This window comes from Nocardia sp. BSTN01 (genome assembly GCF_015354405.1).
Lineage (GTDB): Bacteria > Actinomycetota > Actinomycetes > Mycobacteriales > Mycobacteriaceae > Nocardia.
The window spans coordinates 17,782-34,660 of sequence record NZ_JADKYP010000050.1 but is presented as its reverse complement, the minus strand read 5'-3'; the positions used below and the strand labels follow the sequence as shown (position 1 = coordinate 34,660).

Sequence of the window (16,879 nt, the reverse complement as noted above, 5' to 3'; positions counted from 1 at the left end):
CCGGCAGCAGTCACCAAAACTCACCGAAGCTGTTGTGGGCCAACGCTTCCCGTCCCGGATCAGCGCTCCTCGCCGATGGGCTCGGACTGCTCGCCGAGGCGGGCGTGCAGCCGGTCCCGAACCTGATCCGGCGTATAGGCGCGGCGTTTACGCTCGGACCGCACGATTACCGCTCCGGTCGCCGCGACACCCGCGGCTCCTGCCAAGCCGAGTACTTTCCACCACCGCATACGGCTTAGGCTAGTCGTCGTGCCACGCGAAGCGCCCTCGAGTATCGGTTTGGATGAAGCGGTCGAACTCACGCGGACGGGCGACTTGTGGCTGTTCCGTGGACATTCCGGCGCCGACCGCGCGATCCGGGGGCTGACCAACAGCCCGGTCAACCACGTCGGTATGGCGGTGGTCGTCGATGACCTGCCGGCCCTGATCTGGCATGCCGAACTCGGACGCGCGCTGCCGGATGTCTGGTCGGGCAACCACCATCGCGGCGCCCAGCTGCACGACCTCCAAGCCGCGGTGCTGCGCTGGACCAACGAGTACGGGCAGCAAGCGTGGCTGCGTCAGCTGGATCGCCCGGTGACACGCGAGATGGAGGACGCGGCGCTGCGGACGGTCGCGCGGCTGGACGGCATGCCCTTCCCCTCGACCAGCGCGCTGGCGGGCCGGTGGTTCCGGGGCCGCATACCGCTGCCGAAGCGTTCGAAAACCGATGAAACCGAAGCGGGTCTGGAGAACGCCTACTGCGCGGAGATCGTCGCCATGACCTACCAGGCGATGGGATTGCTGCCGGAGAAGCGTCCGAACTGGTACGACCCGGGCAGATTTTGGAGCGGCGACAACTTGCATTTGTCGTCCGACTATCACCTCGGCGGGGAAATCGCGGTGAACGTGTTCGGGCGCTGACGCACGGAGATATGTCCGCAGGCGGGCCGCGTCACAGATCGACCGGATGCACGCGGCTCCGATGCGGATGCGGGACGAGCATCGGGACCTGTCACCGGTAGTTGCGGTAGCGATCACCGAAGACGCCGACGAGGCCGTGTTCCTCGAAGCGGATGGCGATGAGGATGTAGCCGGTGGTGACGGCCACGAACAGCAGTCGACCGGCGCTCGTCGTCGGAGCCGCCCAGAAGGCGATCAAATCCGGGCGGGCATCGCGCTGTGCGCGCAGGTGGCGAAGGTTTCGAGCGGCTTATCAGGTGCCCTCGACCACCGGGTAGATCCTGTCGGGGACGAGGCCGTGCGCCTCGCGGTGCACGCTGATCGCGGTGTCCGCGTCTGGGGCATCGACCAGGCAGAACGCCGTGTGGCTCGATTCGTCGACCCAGTAGCGCTGGTAGGTCACGCCGTAATCTCCCTGGATCGCCAGGTCGGCGGCGTGGGCGGCGGCCACGTCCTGCGCCGTCGTGCCTTCGGGCAGATGTTCGTGCACGTCGATGAAGAGAACCATCACGAGTCCTTGTTCGAGGGGGCGATGTTCGAGCGGACCAGGTGAGTTACGGCGGGCGAAATATTCTCGATCGGCCGGCCCCGCACCTATGCGTAGATTACGCCGGACGAGCCCCCGTCTACCAGGGCGAGTACACGATTCGAGACACCGACGCCAAGCTGGACGTCCGATCATTCAATTATCAAGAGAAATACAAGATCACATCGTGTCACCTCGGCAAAATGCATAGTTCGCCAGTTGTTAACCGTGACCATTAACACAGTAACGAAAGTGGCCTCACAGATTTCTCCTTCATATATTGGGTTACGCGCCGTGATGGCGTCGTTATCCATCTGTGAAAGGAAATCCCCGTACATGGTTTCTCGCAAGGTCCTCGCCGCCGCCACCCTCTCCGCCGCAGCCCTGTTCCTCGGCCCGGCCGCGATGGCCTCCGCGGCCGCCCCCTCCGCCGACTCGGGCACTACCGCCCCCGCGCAGCTGAGCACGGGATCGGCCGACAGCGGCTCATCCTCCGGTTCCGCGGGATCATCGTCGGGCTCGGCCATGCTCGACTCCGGTAGCTCGGCCCTCGACGGCGGCACCTCCACTATCGACAACATCATCACCGCGATCACCGGTATCAGGGACCTGTCCCAGCCCAAGTCGGCCTCCTGATCCGTTCCGCCAGAGACCGATTCCGCTCTCGGCGACCGCAGTCCGATCTTCGTTTCGCGTCGCACCGTCGGCGCTTGATGAGGAACCATTGCCATGAATTCGCCGAATTCGCTCCCATCGGTCTCCGGGGGGCAATGTGCTCCCCACGATCATCTTCGAGAATTTCTCACCTTCCACTGTGCGTACCGGTGCCGACTGATATGCCAGGGGGGTAATCGGCCTCGCCGAAGCGGCCACACGAAGAGATTGTTCTCGTAGATCGGGACTCGACCATACGGAGCCGACCGGCGGCGAGTGGCACCGTACAGGCATTCAACCGCGCCGACGACGGAACGCTGCAATAGGCCGCGCTCGCCCAGATCTGTTGCATCACGCGGTCCGGTTCGGGCGGCGCGACGCCCGCCTCGTTCGGTACGGGTCTCGATCAGGCGGGGGTGTACGGCGGGGCGACACCCCAGCCCCAATGAGGTACCGGGAGATGCCGCGGCGGGTCGGCGTCGAGCTGTGAGTTGCCCAGCGCGATGCGGGTGCCCCATTCGATGTAGCCGACGAACGCGGCCCGGAACTCCGGATCGCCGGGCAGGCCGGCCTCATCGGCGGCATCCAGCAGCAGCGACACCCAGCGCCGACGCTGCGGCTCGGAGATGGCTTTGCCCAGATGGTGCGCCAGCATGTGGTCGTAACCGCCGCGCTCGTCGGTGTAGCGGGAGGGGCCACCGAATACCTCGGCGAGCCACATGCCCACATAGTGCGGATGGCCCGGATCCATCCCGGCGAACAACGGCCCGATCAGGTCGTCGGCCAGTACGTGGGTGTAGAAGACCTTCGTGAGCCGCTCCAGCGCCTCGATACCACCGAGCCAGTCGTACATACTCGGCACCGAGGATCCGGAACCTCGGACAGCGGTGCGTTCGTAATGGCGCATCTCCTCGATACGCTGCACATACGGTCCGATCTCGGCGAAGAATGCCGCGAAATGCTTACCGCCGCGGAAGCCCCGCAGATGGTCCTCGGCAGAGGTCCAGGAGATGCGCAGGACGTAGCACTCGGGTTCGTCGACGCACCGTGACAACTCGTAGTCGACACAGTGCGGGGACGCCGCCAGCGACCGTGCGGCACGACCGTAGGCGGCCTCGAATTCGGCCGCGTCGTGCTCGGCAATCCGGTATCGGACATATTCGATTGTCATGGGCGCCACTGTAATCGGCGAACATCGTCGCAGATTCCGCTCTCCGCGAAGCGGAAAGACTTGCGACCCAGCACGATCGGGAATCCACCCTGGGGCAGCGTCCCGGCTCCGTGATACTGGACAGCACGCAGTCGATCGACGAGGAGGATATCCGTGCCGGCACTGTTCTTGCTCGAACCAGGCCAGGGCCCCGAGGTGTCACTGCGAGGTTTCGTGCGCCGACACCCGTGGGTCCGGCTGACTACCGACCCACTGTTCGTGCACCACGATCGCGGTGCGCCGACACGACGGGTCGCCCTCGTCTCCGGCGGCGGTTCCGGTCACGAGCCGATGCATGTCGGATTCGTCGGCATGGGGATGCTCGACGCTGCCGTACCGGGGAAGATCTTCGCCTCACCGCACAATCGCCAGGTCTACGAGGCGAGCAAGGCCGTCGCTCGTGACGGTGGGGTGCTGCACATCGTCAAGAACTACACCGGAGACAAGATCAATTTCGGCATCGCCGCAGAACGACTCGCCGCCGATGGTATCGAGGTCGAGCGGGTACTCGTCGACGACGACGTGGCCACCGAATCCGACGAGACGGCGACGGGACGGCGTGGGACAGCCGCGACGATCGTCGTCGAAAAGATCCTCGGCGCCGCCGCGGACCGCGGTGACACCCTCACCTCGCTGGCCGCGCTCGGCCGCGAGGTGGCCGAGCACAGTCGCAGTATCGCGGTGGCGACCGAGGCGCTCACGTCACCGAATACCGGGGCGCGGGCCTTCGAACTCGAACCCGATCAGCTCGAATACGGGGTGGGAATTCACGGCGAACGCGCCTCGACCTCGATCACCAGGCCACCACTCGCCGAACTTGTCGACCGGATGCTCACCGATATCCTCACATCGCTGCCCGGGGATGATCGAAAACCGTTGTTGCTGTTGATCAATGGACTCGGCGCGACGACGGAACTCGAGCTCTGCACAGTCCTCGAACTCGCGGCGCGCGCACTCACCGACCAGGGCCGCGACATCGCGGCGGTCCAGGTCGGCACATTCGTTGCCGCACTGAATATGAGCGGCTTCTCGATCACCCTCACCCAACTCGCCGACGGCTGGCTCGATCTCTGGCACGCCCCGACCGGCGCACCCGCATGGAAGGAGGCCGCACGATGACCAGCGCGGCGATGACCACGCTCGACAGCACCGTCCCCCGACTGCGGGAGGTGTTCTTCGCGGCCGAGCCCACGCTGACGAAGTTGGACGAGATCACCGGTGACGGAGATTTCGGCGTCAATCTGCGCGAGGGTCTCTCCGAGGTCGCCGACCGCCTTGCCGCACCGGACTGCCCCGCACCGTGGGATACGTTGCGAGCGGTCTTCCTCGACGAGGTCGGCGGCACGAGCGGCCCCCTGTTCGGCCTGCTGTTCCAATCACTCGGCACCCGGGCGGCACGGTCGGATTCCTATATCGACGCCTTCAGGTTCGGCATCAGCGATGGTCTGGCCGCCATCCAGCGCGTCGGCGAGGCGGAAGTCGGCGACCGCACCATGGTCGATGCGCTCGCTCCGGCCGTCGAGGCTCTCGGTGGCCGCGATGTCGCCGCGATGGTGAGCGCCGCAGTGGATGGAGCGCTGTCCACCGCGGCCCTGCGGGCACGTCGCGGTCGCGCCAGTTACCTCGGCGAACGCGCCGTCGGCCACCCGGACCCGGGTGCGGTAGGCGTGGCGCTGCTGCTGTGCGTGCTCGCGGAGCCGGTATCCGGAACGGAGGTATCCGACAGGGAGCGCGCGCGTCTGCTCGAATCGGTATCCGGCTCGACATCGAACGATGAATGACGCGGATGCATTGAACTTTTCGTGCAAAGCTGAGCGAGAATTCGGGAAACCGCAAATAACGGCGAGGTTTGCACCATTAGTTCACCGTCACGGCCCGGTCCGGAGACCAGCACATCCCGGTCCGCACGCCGGCGGTGCTCAGCTGGCCCAGAGATGCGGCACCAGCCTTTTCGGAAGCGGCGCTAGTCGTCCGGGGAGATTCGGCGGTTGCGTTTGGTGATGCCGCGCCGCTTCTTCGCGGCGATGCGGCGTTCCTTGGCGCCGCGCGACGGCTTGGTGGCGCGGCGAACCGGTGGCGGGGCGGCAGCGGCGTCACGCAGTAACGAGGCCAGGCGTTCGCGGGCGGTAGCGCGGTTCTGCAACTGCGCCCGTTCCTCGGATGCGGCGACTGTAAGCACCCCGTCGACCAGGCGGGTGGCCAGGCGGTCGAGCATCCGGGTGCGCAGCCACTCCGGCACCGAGGGCGAGCCGGCGAGGTCGAAAGACAGCTCTACCCGGCTGTCGGTGGTGTTGACGTGCTGCCCTCCTGGACCGGACGATCGCGAGAACCGCTCGCGCAACTCGGCCGCGGGTATCACCAGCGTCCCAGTCACGGTCAGGTCCTCAGCCATGATCCGACACCGCGCCTTTCCATCCCCGAAACGATTGAGCCACGTCGGTCGTTACGGCTGAACAGCAAACTTGTCGTTCACGATAGCGACGACCTCATCGATGTGTGACCAGCATGCCGTCCGAGGCAGTCAACTGTGTCGAGAATTCCTTCCATTGGGAAATATGCTCCGGCGTGCCTACGATTTCGGGAATTGTTCTGTCGTGCAGTGAAAGTGAGAAGTTCGGTGTCCATCCCCAAGAGAACTGCCCGGCGATCGATCGTGGGCGCGGTGATATCCGGTCTCGCGGTCGTGACGGTATCGACGACCGTCGGCGCGGGATCTGCTCAGGCGTCGCGGCCCCGCGAAGCGTTCTGCTCATCGGTTCCGGTCGACAGCCGCGTCGACATCGAATGTACGAATACCGATGTGGGCCCGGCGACCGCCGGAATCTTCGTCATGTGCAGCGACCTCCGCCCACTCGTCCAGGAGGTACGGATCCGCCCCGAATCGACAATCCGGTTGAGTCAGGATTGCGGCCCCGGCGCACACCCGATCTCATGGAATGTGAATGCCCAATCCGACCATGAGCGCGACCGCGAACGCGACGCCGAAATCGACCACGAACGCCGCTCCGGCCACGATCACACCTGACGCCGCGGGTTCCTGCGCTCTCGGCCGCCGGGCGGCGACTCATCCACTATCGTTGTGCCACTCCGCCGCCCAGCGCGTCAGAGGCGCGAGCCGCTCGACGAGTGTGTGCCCTGCGCGAGTCAGCCGGTACCCCTCCTCGCACTCGACGAGGCGCGCCTCGGTGAGTTCGGCCAGCCGCCGGGTCAGCACGCTCGAGGAGACGTCGCCGCATGCGGTGCGCAGCTCACCGAAGGTGAGCGGGCCCGGGCCTGATCGAGTTCCCAGATCACCCGCAGTACCCACCGGCGCTCGAGCAGTTCGAACAGCGAGCCTCCGTCAGCCGCGCCTGACTCGTCCGATCTCGCCCTCGGCGGCAATGTCCGTGACACGCTGGGGAATGACAGCGTCGCGATGATCGGCCTCACGACGGGTAGTCGCAGGGTGTTGTCGCCCGGTCGAGTCCTGGCACCTTCAACGAGGGAGCTGATATGGCATCCACCACCGCGCAGCAGTCGGGCAAGCTCGACCGCAGCGTCATCGTCACAGGACTCGTCGTCGTGTCCGGCATGATCATGGTGGTTCTCGACACCACCATCGTGAACGTCGCCCTGAACTCCTTGAGCACCGAACTCGGCGCGACCCTGTCCACCACCCAGTGGGTGGTGACCGGTTATCTGCTGGCGGTGGCGCTGGTCATCCCGGTGACCGGGTGGGCGATGGATCGTTTCGGGCCCAGACCGGTCTGGCTCACCGCGGTGAGTCTGTTCGTGGCGGGCTCGGCTCTGTGCGCGGCCGCCTGGTCGATCGACAGCCTCATCGCCTTCCGCATCCTGCAGGGACTCGGCGGCGGGATGCTGTTGCCCGCCGGGCAGGCGATCATCACCCGGGCCGCGGGCCCGCAACGCCTCGGGCGGGCGATGGCCATCCTCGGTGTCCCCATGCTGCTGGGACCGGTATTCGGTCCGGTGATCGGCGGCCTGCTGGTCCAGTACACGAGCTGGCACTGGATCTTCCTCGTCAACGTCCCCGTCGGCGCCCTCGCCCTCACGCTCGCGGCCTGGAAGCTCCCGCACGGTGACACCCTGCCCGAGCACGGCCGGCTCGACCTGCTGGGGCTGATCCTGCTCTCCGGTAGCCTCGTGTGCCTTCTCTACGGCCTTTCCGAGGCCAGTTCACACGGCGGATTCACCGAGTGGGGCGTGCTCGGCTGGCTCATCGGCGGCGTCGCGGGCCTGGCCCTCTACACCTGGCACAGCCTCCGCAAGGGAGCCGACTCGATCGTCGACGTCCGCCTGCTCACCAACCGCCTCTTCGCCAGCGGAACCATCGCGGTATTCCTCGTCGCCATCGGATTGTTCGGCGGCATGCTGCTGCTCCCGCTGTACTACCAGACCGTGCGCGGACATGGCCCGCTCGACGCCGGCCTGCTGCTCGCACCCCAGGGGTTGGGCGCGATCGTGGCGGTGGTGATCGGTGGCCGGCTCACCGACCGCATCGGCGCCGGCTACGTCGTACCCGTCGGCGTCGTGCTCGGCCTCATCGGCACCCTCCCGTACACGCACGTGGGCACCGACACCTCCTACGTCTGGCTCTGTGTGGCCCTGTTCGTGCGCGGTATGGGCCTCGGTGCGGTGATGATGCCGACCATCTCGGCTGCCTACACGGAACTGGGCAAGGACGCCGTGACACGCGCGGCACCCACGCTCTCGGCCATTCAGCAGGTCGGCGCGTCGCTCGGCAGCGCCTTGCTGGTGACGGCGCTGACGCAGCACCTCTCCCGCCAGCTGACCGAGCACGGAATCCCTTCCGGCAGCGGCGGTTCCGGTCAGATCAGCTCCGTCCCGCCCCAACTCATGCCAGTGGTCGGACCGTTGCTCGCCGACTCCTTCGGCTTCGCGTTCTGGGTGGCGTTCGGGCTCACCGCGGTGATCATCGTCCCGGCTATGTTCCTGCCCCGACATGCTGCGCGGGAGCCGGAGGAGACACCTGTAGCGCCGGGCATCTGATCGAGTCCGATCGCGAAAGTCACCGGTGCCACAGACCTTCCGTCTGCTCAGGCAGTCCCCCGCGCCTCAGCGTCATTCGCGGTCGACGTAGTGGATAGGGGTCTTCCAGGCGGCGTCGGTGACCGTTACTGCAATTGGTTACAGCCATGGAGTTGCCCGATCACATGATCGACTACCGCAGGGTGACAATGTGGCGTCCCACGGACGCCAAGTCGTCCTCCATCCATGCCTACCGATCGCACTGCGTAGACGCTGCGAGGTTTACCTGAATAGCCTCGTCAGCAACTACTGCTCGCCCGGTCTGACATGATCCGCGAGCGCCCGTCGCAGGAGCACATGATCGACGCCGCCGTAGGTATAGTCGAGCGCGTGGAAAACGAGCGAGAGGTACAGCGCGCCAAGGGGAAAGTCTGGCGCTGGAACGAGAAGCGCGCCACCGGAATAATCGAGACCGAAGACGGCTCGCATGTCTGGTTCGGCCTCGACTCGCTGGGAGAGCACAAGAATTTCGGTGACGTTGCCCTCGATGACTCGGTTGAAGTGGAATATGAGGCAGCTCAACAGGATTCACACGATCTTCGTGCCGTCAAAGTTACTTGGCCCTGAACCTCGCCACGATAAGCAGGGGCTCTGCTCGAACCATGGTGCGAGCAGAGCCCCTAATCCGTAGCCACTGGCAATCAGGCACTGAAATCGATCGCCGTCACAACATTCGAGGGCGTGGGCCCAGTATCCGTCATCACCTTGAAGTCACACCGACTGCGAAGGCTGTAATTCATCCCTCCCCGGATCGTCACACTCGAATGCAGCAGGTAGTCCGCCGGGATATCCGCATGATTGTCGGAATATCCCGAAACTCCGCTGATCGTGGTCCAACAAGTCATCGGCCCCAAGACGATCGCCTGAACCGAAGGACATAGTCGGAGGGACCAGGCAAACGTCATGCTCGAATAGGCCACCTGACCCGTGAACCGCGCGACATTGTTCTCCCGGACCCACGACGGGTCATTGGGTGTGAACTGATGAGATGCGGGAATCGGCTGCGCCGATGCCGGTACAGCCACCCCCACGGACAAACCCACCAGCAGGAGAACTACTGCTGCGACAGCTCTTTTTATAGACATATTGCCTCCCCAACAACGCAGGGGCGTGAAACGAGTGCTCCACAATGTGACCCCCCAGGCGTCTGCGTTGCTCGCTGTTATGACGCGGTGACGACCAGGACGGTTCCCCCACCGTGCAATTTGATCCGTATCTTTCTGAGAATGGCGGTGGCCGCGAGAGAGATTCGGCCGCCGATCATGGACGAGCCCGCAGCCGCTCACACGGCAGTCGGCGCCAATCCTGGGCCGGCACTTCGAAGGTCACGCTCACGGCCGGGTAATCAGCGGAGCATTGCATGACGAATCGCATCGCGGCCGATACGCACGCAATGAACCTCAGTTCATGCTCACTAGGGACCGTGATCAGGACGCAGAGACCGATATCCGGTTCGTCCGGCAGCGGCGATTCATGTTGAGCTTCAGTGGGATCGACGAAGCTCATCGAGTCCCCTACTTCTTCCCCCCGTGGAGTAATCGGCCAGGCCGGCGAGAATTTCGAGTAGCGTTTCCAAGTTCACGCCCTCCGGTAGCGGGGCGTCGCTGTCGGATCGCGGCCGAAAGGCTATGCCGCGGGCAGCGGCGCGCTCGCGCGGGCTATCGACGGGCGGGATGATCTTGCCCTCGCGCACGAGAAAGCTGTACGCGCTCGATTTCCGGGCGCACGAAACCGCGTGGCACTTCAAGTGCTGCTGCATGATTCGCTGAGCCGAGACCACCGTGAGCGGCTGCTCCGGGTGCGCATGAGCGGCGTCGTCCGGGCTCGGCACCGTTGCGGCCCATGTCACCGAAGGACAGACCGTCTCCAGATCGAACAGTTCGCACACCCGGCTCGGGGTGTGCCCAACCGTTTCCAGGTCGAAGACGATCATCGCGTCGACACCCAGGCCTGCGGCGAGACCGAGCGCGTACCCGACCGGATCGGCGTCACCTGCTGGTGGCTCCACCGTATAGGCGTAGACGTAGCCCATGCGCTCGGCATGGCGACGGATCTGCTCAGCGTGCTCCGGCGCTCGCATTCCCGATACCTCGGCGCGAAGCAGGCCGATTGCGATGGGGCGCCGCACATTCCGTGTGTCGGCGTTCATGCCCTGTCCCCAATTCGACCATCCTCGTCGCCCCTCGCCGCAGCCGCGGCGAGGAGCACCTCCGCACCGGCCGAGCACCGCAGCCTCGCCTCGACTGCTTCCTCGAGCGCAGCAGGTGCCGTCGGATGCTCAACAGACGGCACGGCAACATTGCGGCATTCAGCGCGCCGCACCTCGGCGGTCAGAGCGTCCAATGCCGCTCTTCCACAGCGACGTTCGTGGAAAACCATGCCCAGGTCGTAGTCCTCGGGGGCAGCGAGTGATCGGATCCGCCGGTCGCACTCGCCGACGCGCTCAACGGCCACGTCCAACCAGAGATAGCCGTACATTTTCCCTTCCCCTCCAACCGGGTAGTCCGGTCTGCGAATCGGCTCGATGGACTCATCCAGCCTCGACCGCGAGCGAGGATTCCCAGAGGGCAGATTGCCGGGCAGATTGCGGCGAGCGGTTCCGCGATCGACATCGCAGTGGTTGTCTTGAATCAGTCGACCGAAGGGGGGTGGCCGTATGCCGAGCCCGAATCTCAAACTGCAGCAGCGCCGGGAAGCCACTGCCTCACCGTCTGTCCCAGGACGTTCGATGAGCCGTCGGGAATTGGCTGAGGCGGTCAACTCCTTCCTGTGGCGCACCCAAGGAATACGCCGCGAGATCGATGCCCACACGATCGCGCGCTACGAACGCGGCGTGGTGCGCTGGCCTGGTAAGGAGTACCGCACCGCGCTCTCCGCAATACTCGGCGCCACCGTCGCAGAGCTCGGCTTCGTCGCCAACAGGCAGCGAATCCAGGCGGGCGCCCAACGCGATGTTCTCGCGGTCAATCTGATCAGCCCATTCGATCCGGACACCATTCCGGACGATTACCTGCCCGTGCCGACAACTTCGGTGCGCGTGGGACGGTCCGACGTCGAGAAGATTCGAGAGATCGCCCGCAACGCGGCATCTTTGGACAACGTTCATGGGGGCGGCCCTGCATCCGATACCACCACCCGGCACCTACGCGCCCTCACTCCTCTTCTCCAGGGGGCTGCAGCCCCGGCGACCCGCCAAGCTCTGCTCGAGGCGATCGGCAACCTAGCCGGTATCGGCGCATACTCCGCATTCGACATCGCCGATTACACCGCCGCCGAGCGGCAGTTCCGCTTCGCCCTGTGGTGCGCGGACGCAGCGGGGTCGTGGGAACTCCGAGCAGCGACCTTGGCCGATATGGCCCGCAAGGCGGCATACATCGGCAACGCCGACGGAGCCTTGTCGCTCATCGAACTGGCGCAGGTCCGGTCCGACCGTCTCGCGCACACCACCCGTGCCATGCTGTGCAGCATGCGCGCCCAATTTCTGTCGACGCTCGGCCGCACGGACGAAGCACTGGCCGAGGTCTCGCGCGCGGACGAACACTTTGCTGCCCGAGCGCCCGAATACGACAGGCCCTGGATGTGCTACTACGACGAAGCCGAACATCTCGGCAGTACCGGCAAGGCCCTACTGCCCGTCGCCGTGCATCGTAAACGAATTGATCTGGCCGCCCCTCGGATCCGTAAGGCCATCGAGTTGCAGGGCCCGGACTATCCGCGATCCCGAACCTTCTCACTCACCCGGCTCGCCACTTTGACCATGACGATCGGCGAACCGCGCGAGGCAGCAGCTCTCGGCATGCGAGCGGCCACCGAAGCCGCCCAGTTCGATTCACAACGGATCCGAGACGAGCTCACAACCCTGGCCGACGCGGCCGCGCCGTACCGCCGGATCACCGAAGTCGCCGAACTCACCAACGTCATCGCCTCCACCGGGAACCATCAGGTGAAGTCATGAATTCACCAGGGTCGACTTCAGTAGAAGAAATCTTGACCCAGGCAGCCGCAGTAGCCGGGGCCGACGCAACTGGGGCGGTACCAATCCGCACAGGCGCCCATGCAATCTACAAATTGCGCTGCGGAATCATCGCTCGAATTGGCAAGCCGGGCAGCATGGATGCCGCTAGGCGAGAATTATGGGTCTCTCGATGGCTCAACGAATCCGGTATCGACACGGTCGAGGCGGCCTCCTCACTGGACCAGCCGATAGTCGTCGACGACCGCCCGGTCACCTGGTGGCAGCTCATCCCGGACCACCGACCGGCCACCCCGGCAGAACTCGGCGAGGCTCTACAGCGCCTGCACTCCGTCGCCGCTCCAACCACTTTCACCTTGCCGGAATACGATCCATTCAGTGGACTGCTCGAAACGATCGAGTTTGCAACAACTCTCGACGATGGAGATCGCGGATGGCTCACTCAGCATGAACAACAACTACGAAGCCGCTACCAGCGTTTGCCGGCTCCTCGCCGCCACTGCGTGATCCATGGGGACGCGTGGCAAGGCAACCTCGTCGTGCCCCCCGACGGGCCACCTACATTCCTCGACCTGGACAAAATCTCCACAGGGCGCCCCGAATGGGATCTGATCCAACTCGCGGTCGACCACAGCGACTTCAACCGCCTCACCACTGCCGACTACCAATCCTTTGTAACGGCCTACGGCGGAACAGATATGACTGCGACCCCAGATTTTCGTATATTCGCCGACATCCAAGAACTCCGTTGGACTGCCTTCGCGATAACTCTCAGCACCCGGAACCCGGGGGCCGAAACCGAAGCCGCCCATCGCATTGCTTGCCTACGCGGCCGCATCGACAAACCCTGGACATGGCAGGCATTCTGATCAACCAGCGGCCGCTGAACGATCCCGGAAATCCGAACGTATCTCCATCTACTGGTGATGGCGCACCGGCCCTATTGTCGATGTTGGGTAGTTCACTGTCTCGGTGATGAACGAATCAGCGGGTCGGCGGTGTAGGGATTCGCGGTCAGACGCTGCCCCGGTTGGCGATTAGGACATCACGGTGTGCGAGTCGCCGGACAGTGATACGGGTTCAGCTGCCGTACAACGATTCTCGCGCCCGCCGATAGGCCTGACGGATCCGCGTCCCCAGAGCACTGTCGCCAGGTGCCGCAATCTCGACAGTCCCGGTAGCAGTCCACTGCGGCGGTTCAGCACCACCGCGCAACGCCCACGCGGCCTGTCGCGCCGCGCCCAAAGCGACGTACTCCTCCGGCTCCGGAACGGTGACAGCGGCCCCGAAGATCTGTGCGGCGATTTGGGCGACGAACGCCGAACGTGAAGCGCCGCCGATCAGCAGCACGCGCCGGGGTGTCGCGCCGGCCGCACGGAGGCGGTCGAGAGCGTCGGCCATATTGCAGAGCATTCCTTCGACGGCGGCGCGAGCCAGGTGGGCGGGACGCATTGTCTCCAAACGCAATCCGTGCAGGCTGCCCGTCGCGTGTGGGAGGTTCGGGGTGCGTTCGCCGGACAGGTATGGCAGTAGGACGAGGCCGTCGGCGCCTGGTGGGGCCTGGCGGGCCAGCGCATCGAGTTCGGCGAGCGGGATTCCGAGGGCGGTGGCTGTTGCCTCGAGTACCCGGGCGGCGTTGAGTGTGCACACCAGCGGCAGGAATTGTCCTGTAGCGTCTGCGAATCCGTTGACGAACGGGTCGGTGTGCAGCTGTGAGGTGCGTGCGAATGCGGTGCCGCTGGTGCCCAGGGAGATCACCACGTCGCCGTCGCCGATCCCGAGGCCGAGTGCCGCTGCCGCGTTGTCTCCCGCGCCTGCGGCGGCGAGTGCGCCCGATGCGGTCCGTCCGGCACTCTCGGACGGAGCCAGTACCTTGGGGAACTGCGGGCGGCGGCCTCGAAAGGCAAGAGCTAGCAAGTCTTCTCGGTACTGTCCCTGCGCCGCGGACCAATACCCGGTCCCCGAAGCATCGCTGCGATCGGTGGTGGGTTCCGCGTCGCCACCGCCGCGCAACCGCCAGGTGAGGAAGTCGTGCGGCAGCATCACTCCGGTGACTCGGTCGGCGAGATCGGGCTCGTGGTCGGCCATCCAGCGCAGTTTCGCCACGGTGAACGCGGCGACCGGGACGCTGCCGACGGCGTCCAGCCACGCCTGCGGTCCGCCCAGTTCCACAACAAGGTCGTCGGCTGCCTCGGCCGAGCGGACGTCGTTCCACAGCAAGGCATCTCGCACAGGCCGGTTCGAGTCGTCGAGTGCTACCAGACCGTGCTGCTGGCCGGCGATCGATATCGCGTCGACCTTGTCGAGCAACCCCTCCCCCGCCTGCTGTAATGCGGTCCACCATGCTTCGGGAGGGACCTCGGTACCCTCGGGGTGCGGGGCACGGCCGCGAGCCAACACCTCACCGGTGTCCGCGTCGCAGACGACGACCTTGCAGGATTGAGTGGAGCTGTCCACTCCGGCGACGGTCGCCATTTATCCGCGCGGAGCGATCTGGATCTTGCGGCCGATGCCGTCACGGAATGCCTGTAGCGCTTCCGAGAACTGGTCGAGGGCAAACGTGTGGGTGACCATTGTTTGCGCGTCTATCGCGCCCTTGCACATGAGGTCGACGGCGCGGCCGAAGCTGTGGACCACTGCCATCGAACCGACGACGGTGATTTCGTCGTTGTAGATGCGGAAGGGTGAGAAGGAGGCCGTGGCGTCGCCGGGGGCGACACCGAACTGCTGGTAGGTGCCGCCGCGGCGGACTCGGGTGAGGCCGTCTTCGATCGCCGGGATCGCGCCGGTGCAGTCGATGACGACTTCCCAGCCGTGCGGGCGGTCGAACTCGTCGGCGTTCGTGGCGACCGCGTCCGCACCGAGGGTGCGGGCGACCTGCAGGCGGTCGGTATTGAGGTCGACCACCGAGATCGAGGCCGCGCCCGCGGCGACCGCGAGTTGCAGCATCATCAGGCCCATCGTGCCGGCGCCGTAGATCAGGTAGTGCGAGCCCAGCGTCCTTGGTAGCCCGTCGAATCCGTGTACGGCACACGACAGCGGCTCGACGAGCGCGCCGTGCGAGGCGGGCAGCTCGTCGGGCAACGTGAAGCAGTTCGCCTCCGGCACAGCGACGTATTCGGCCATCGCACCGTTCACCGTGTCGCCGATCGCACCCCACCGTTCGCAGAGGTTGCCGCGACCGATGCGGCAGTAGTGGCAGGCGCCGCAGAACAGCGACGGGTCCACGGCTACCTTCTCGCCGGACCTCGGGCCCTCGACGATCTGGCCGCAGAACTCGTGACCGGGGACGATCGGATACGGCGTGGGCGGAAATTCGCCTTCGACGATGTGGATATCGGTGCCGCAGATCCCTACCGCGGCAACCTCGACAACGACCTCGCCCGGTCCCGGGGCCGGGTCGGGAATTGTCTGTACCGAGTACTCGCCGGGCTTTTCGATCACCAACGCGCGCATCTACAGTCCCCTTTCCTGGTACCACCATGCGGTGGTGGCGACATCGGCGTCGGCCAACGGCAGATACCGCCCGCCGTCCTGCCAGCCCAGCGCTTGCAGCGTGACTCGCAACTCCTCGTGAAAGCGGATCGGGTCGCGGACATGCCAGCGATACATGCCGAATCGTTGTTGTGATGTGTAGATCTCGTCGTGCGGAAGTACTTGGTGCAGGCCGAGGTACGGGCTGGAATAGTCGCGGTAGGCGCCGTCGAGGTCGAAGTTCCAGGCGCCGCCGAAATAGTCCTCGGTGCCGGTGCCGCAGATCGTCGGAAACTCGTCGTCCCCGTCGAGATGGAACTTGATTTCGCCCTCGCCCCACCAACCGGGCGCATTCGGTGCGATCGCCAAATAGGTGCCGACATAGCGTCCGCGGCCTCGAACATCATCGACAATGGTGTGGACTGCCGGTGTTCCGAGCGGATTACTTTGCCGGCGTTGGCAATGCAAGTAGCCGGCGTCCTCGCCTACCTCGGTCTCGTCGTAGGTGAGTTGGTAGTAGACCGGCACCGAGCGCTCGGTCGGGTTATGTAGGGTGACGCGGGCGCACTCACGAAAAGGCATGGGCCAGTAGCTGTTCAGGCCACCGGCGGGTGCGACCACCACCATTTCCGAACTCACCAGTGCCAGTTCCTCCCAGCCGTTGCAGAAGAAGTCGCCCAGCGGCACGTCGATCGACGGCTGCGAGTCATCGTCCCAGGTGAAGTTCAGGATCAACCGGCGCAGCACGGTGCGGTCGGTGGTCAGCCAGAAGTGCCGGATCACTCCCGGTCCGGACACGTCGGCCAGCGTCGCGGTGGACCCGGCGGCCAGATCGATCGACGGCGAAACCTTCCAGCCGACACCGAGATCACGTGCCGCACCCGCGCCCGTGCCGGTTTCCGCCCGTGCGCCCGCGCCCGGCTCGCCGGTCGGATTCTCGGGGCTGATCGAACGGGTGCGCGCCCGATCGAGTCGCCAGAGTTCAGACAATGTCGGCCCCCGTCCGATGGCGTACGGCGGTGCTGACCGGTCGACTGCACGACCTTTCGAG

At 65.3% G+C, this 16,879-nt stretch carries 19 protein-coding genes and 1 pseudogene; 9 read left to right on the top strand and 11 right to left on the bottom strand.

What is annotated here, in order from left to right:
* Positions 1–59: 59 nt before the first annotated feature.
* The gene (locus IRT45_RS28610; RefSeq protein ID WP_194808946.1) at positions 60–230 is read right to left on the bottom strand and encodes a hypothetical protein; all 171 of its coding nucleotides are present in this window, start codon (positions 228–230) and stop codon (positions 60–62) included.
* A gap of 19 nt (positions 231–249) precedes the next feature.
* Between IRT45_RS28610 and IRT45_RS28605 the strand changes: the two genes are divergently transcribed.
* Positions 250–903 carry a hypothetical protein gene (locus IRT45_RS28605; RefSeq protein WP_194808945.1) on the top strand — a complete coding sequence of 218 codons (654 nt, stop codon included), beginning with the start codon at positions 250–252 and terminating at the stop codon, positions 901–903.
* Positions 904–994: 91 nt separating this feature from the next.
* Here IRT45_RS28605 and IRT45_RS28600 read toward each other — a convergent pair.
* Together IRT45_RS28600 and IRT45_RS28595 are read right to left on the bottom strand one after the other, a co-directional pair.
* A pseudogene (locus IRT45_RS28600) lies at positions 995–1,141 on the bottom strand (isoprenylcysteine carboxylmethyltransferase family protein); the annotation flags it as partial.
* 54 nt (positions 1,142–1,195) lie between these two features.
* A complete protein-coding gene (locus IRT45_RS28595; RefSeq protein WP_194808944.1) occupies positions 1,196–1,450 on the bottom strand; it encodes a nickel-binding protein in 255 nt (84 codons plus the stop codon).
* Positions 1,451–1,804: 354 nt separating this feature from the next.
* On the opposite strand from IRT45_RS28595, the gene IRT45_RS28590 reads away from it, so the two are divergent.
* Positions 1,805–2,104, top strand: coding sequence for a hypothetical protein (locus IRT45_RS28590; protein ID WP_194808943.1), 300 nt, complete (start codon positions 1,805–1,807; stop codon positions 2,102–2,104).
* A gap of 424 nt (positions 2,105–2,528) precedes the next feature.
* Here IRT45_RS28590 and IRT45_RS28585 read toward each other — a convergent pair whose 3' ends face one another.
* Complete coding sequence (locus IRT45_RS28585; RefSeq protein ID WP_194808942.1) at positions 2,529–3,293, bottom strand: group II truncated hemoglobin; 765 nt, start codon at positions 3,291–3,293, stop codon at positions 2,529–2,531.
* A 153-nt stretch (positions 3,294–3,446) separates the two neighbouring features.
* Here IRT45_RS28585 and IRT45_RS28580 point away from each other — a divergent pair, with 153 nt between their 5' ends.
* On the top strand, positions 3,447–4,451 hold the full coding sequence (locus IRT45_RS28580; RefSeq protein WP_194808941.1) for a dihydroxyacetone kinase subunit DhaK: 1,005 nt from the start codon (positions 3,447–3,449) through the stop codon (positions 4,449–4,451).
* The gene (gene dhaL, locus IRT45_RS28575) at positions 4,448–5,113 is read left to right on the top strand and encodes a dihydroxyacetone kinase subunit DhaL (RefSeq protein WP_228535350.1); all 666 of its coding nucleotides are present in this window, start codon (positions 4,448–4,450) and stop codon (positions 5,111–5,113) included. The genes IRT45_RS28580 and dhaL overlap by 4 nt, the downstream gene beginning before the upstream one ends.
* A gap of 182 nt (positions 5,114–5,295) precedes the next feature.
* Here the strand turns inward: dhaL and arfB are convergent, their stop codons facing one another.
* Entirely contained in the window at positions 5,296–5,724 is a 429-nt protein-coding gene (gene arfB, locus IRT45_RS28570; RefSeq protein WP_194808940.1) for an alternative ribosome rescue aminoacyl-tRNA hydrolase ArfB, read from the bottom strand.
* Between the two features lie 225 nt (positions 5,725–5,949).
* Here arfB and IRT45_RS28565 point away from each other — a divergent pair, with 225 nt between their 5' ends.
* Positions 5,950–6,357, top strand: a complete 408-nt coding sequence (locus tag IRT45_RS28565) for a hypothetical protein (RefSeq protein WP_194808939.1) — start codon at positions 5,950–5,952, stop codon at positions 6,355–6,357.
* Positions 6,358–6,396: 39 nt separating this feature from the next.
* Here IRT45_RS28565 and IRT45_RS28560 read toward each other — a convergent pair whose 3' ends face one another.
* Positions 6,397–6,639: a winged helix-turn-helix transcriptional regulator gene (locus IRT45_RS28560; protein ID WP_309241188.1), complete on the bottom strand. Its 243-nt coding sequence runs from the start codon at positions 6,637–6,639 to the stop codon at positions 6,397–6,399.
* A gap of 185 nt (positions 6,640–6,824) precedes the next feature.
* Here IRT45_RS28560 and IRT45_RS28555 point away from each other — a divergent pair, with 185 nt between their 5' ends.
* A complete protein-coding gene (locus IRT45_RS28555) occupies positions 6,825–8,342 on the top strand; it encodes an MDR family MFS transporter (RefSeq protein WP_194808938.1) in 1,518 nt (505 codons plus the stop codon).
* 336 nt (positions 8,343–8,678) lie between these two features.
* Positions 8,679–8,948 carry a hypothetical protein gene (locus IRT45_RS28550; protein WP_194808937.1) on the top strand — a complete coding sequence of 90 codons (270 nt, stop codon included), beginning with the start codon at positions 8,679–8,681 and terminating at the stop codon, positions 8,946–8,948.
* Between the two features lie 916 nt (positions 8,949–9,864).
* Here IRT45_RS28550 and IRT45_RS28545 read toward each other — a convergent pair.
* Together IRT45_RS28545 and IRT45_RS28540 are read right to left on the bottom strand one after the other, a co-directional pair.
* The gene (locus IRT45_RS28545; protein WP_194808936.1) at positions 9,865–10,530 is read right to left on the bottom strand and encodes a hypothetical protein; all 666 of its coding nucleotides are present in this window, start codon (positions 10,528–10,530) and stop codon (positions 9,865–9,867) included.
* Positions 10,527–10,859: a hypothetical protein gene (locus IRT45_RS28540; protein WP_194808935.1), complete on the bottom strand. Its 333-nt coding sequence runs from the start codon at positions 10,857–10,859 to the stop codon at positions 10,527–10,529. The genes IRT45_RS28545 and IRT45_RS28540 overlap by 4 nt, the downstream gene beginning before the upstream one ends.
* A 250-nt stretch (positions 10,860–11,109) precedes the next feature.
* Here IRT45_RS28540 and IRT45_RS28535 point away from each other — a divergent pair, with 250 nt between their 5' ends.
* Both IRT45_RS28535 and IRT45_RS28530 read left to right on the top strand, forming a co-directional pair.
* Positions 11,110–12,336 carry an XRE family transcriptional regulator gene (locus IRT45_RS28535; RefSeq protein ID WP_194808934.1) on the top strand — a complete coding sequence of 409 codons (1,227 nt, stop codon included), beginning with the start codon at positions 11,110–11,112 and terminating at the stop codon, positions 12,334–12,336.
* A complete protein-coding gene (locus tag IRT45_RS28530) occupies positions 12,333–13,223 on the top strand; it encodes a phosphotransferase (protein WP_228535348.1) in 891 nt (296 codons plus the stop codon). The genes IRT45_RS28535 and IRT45_RS28530 overlap by 4 nt, the downstream gene beginning before the upstream one ends.
* Positions 13,224–13,434: 211 nt before the next feature.
* Here the strand turns inward: IRT45_RS28530 and xylB are convergent, their stop codons facing one another.
* Genes xylB through IRT45_RS28515 form a run of 3 tightly spaced genes read right to left on the bottom strand, consistent with a single transcriptional unit; the run spans position 13,435 to position 16,818 of the window.
* The gene (xylB, locus tag IRT45_RS28525) at positions 13,435–14,829 is read right to left on the bottom strand and encodes a xylulokinase (protein WP_194808933.1); all 1,395 of its coding nucleotides are present in this window, start codon (positions 14,827–14,829) and stop codon (positions 13,435–13,437) included.
* Entirely contained in the window at positions 14,830–15,810 is a 981-nt protein-coding gene (locus IRT45_RS28520; protein WP_194808932.1) for a zinc-dependent alcohol dehydrogenase family protein, read from the bottom strand.
* Positions 15,811–16,818: a glycoside hydrolase family 172 protein gene (locus tag IRT45_RS28515; RefSeq protein ID WP_194808931.1), complete on the bottom strand. Its 1,008-nt coding sequence runs from the start codon at positions 16,816–16,818 to the stop codon at positions 15,811–15,813.
* Between the last annotated feature and the right edge of the window lie 61 nt (positions 16,819–16,879).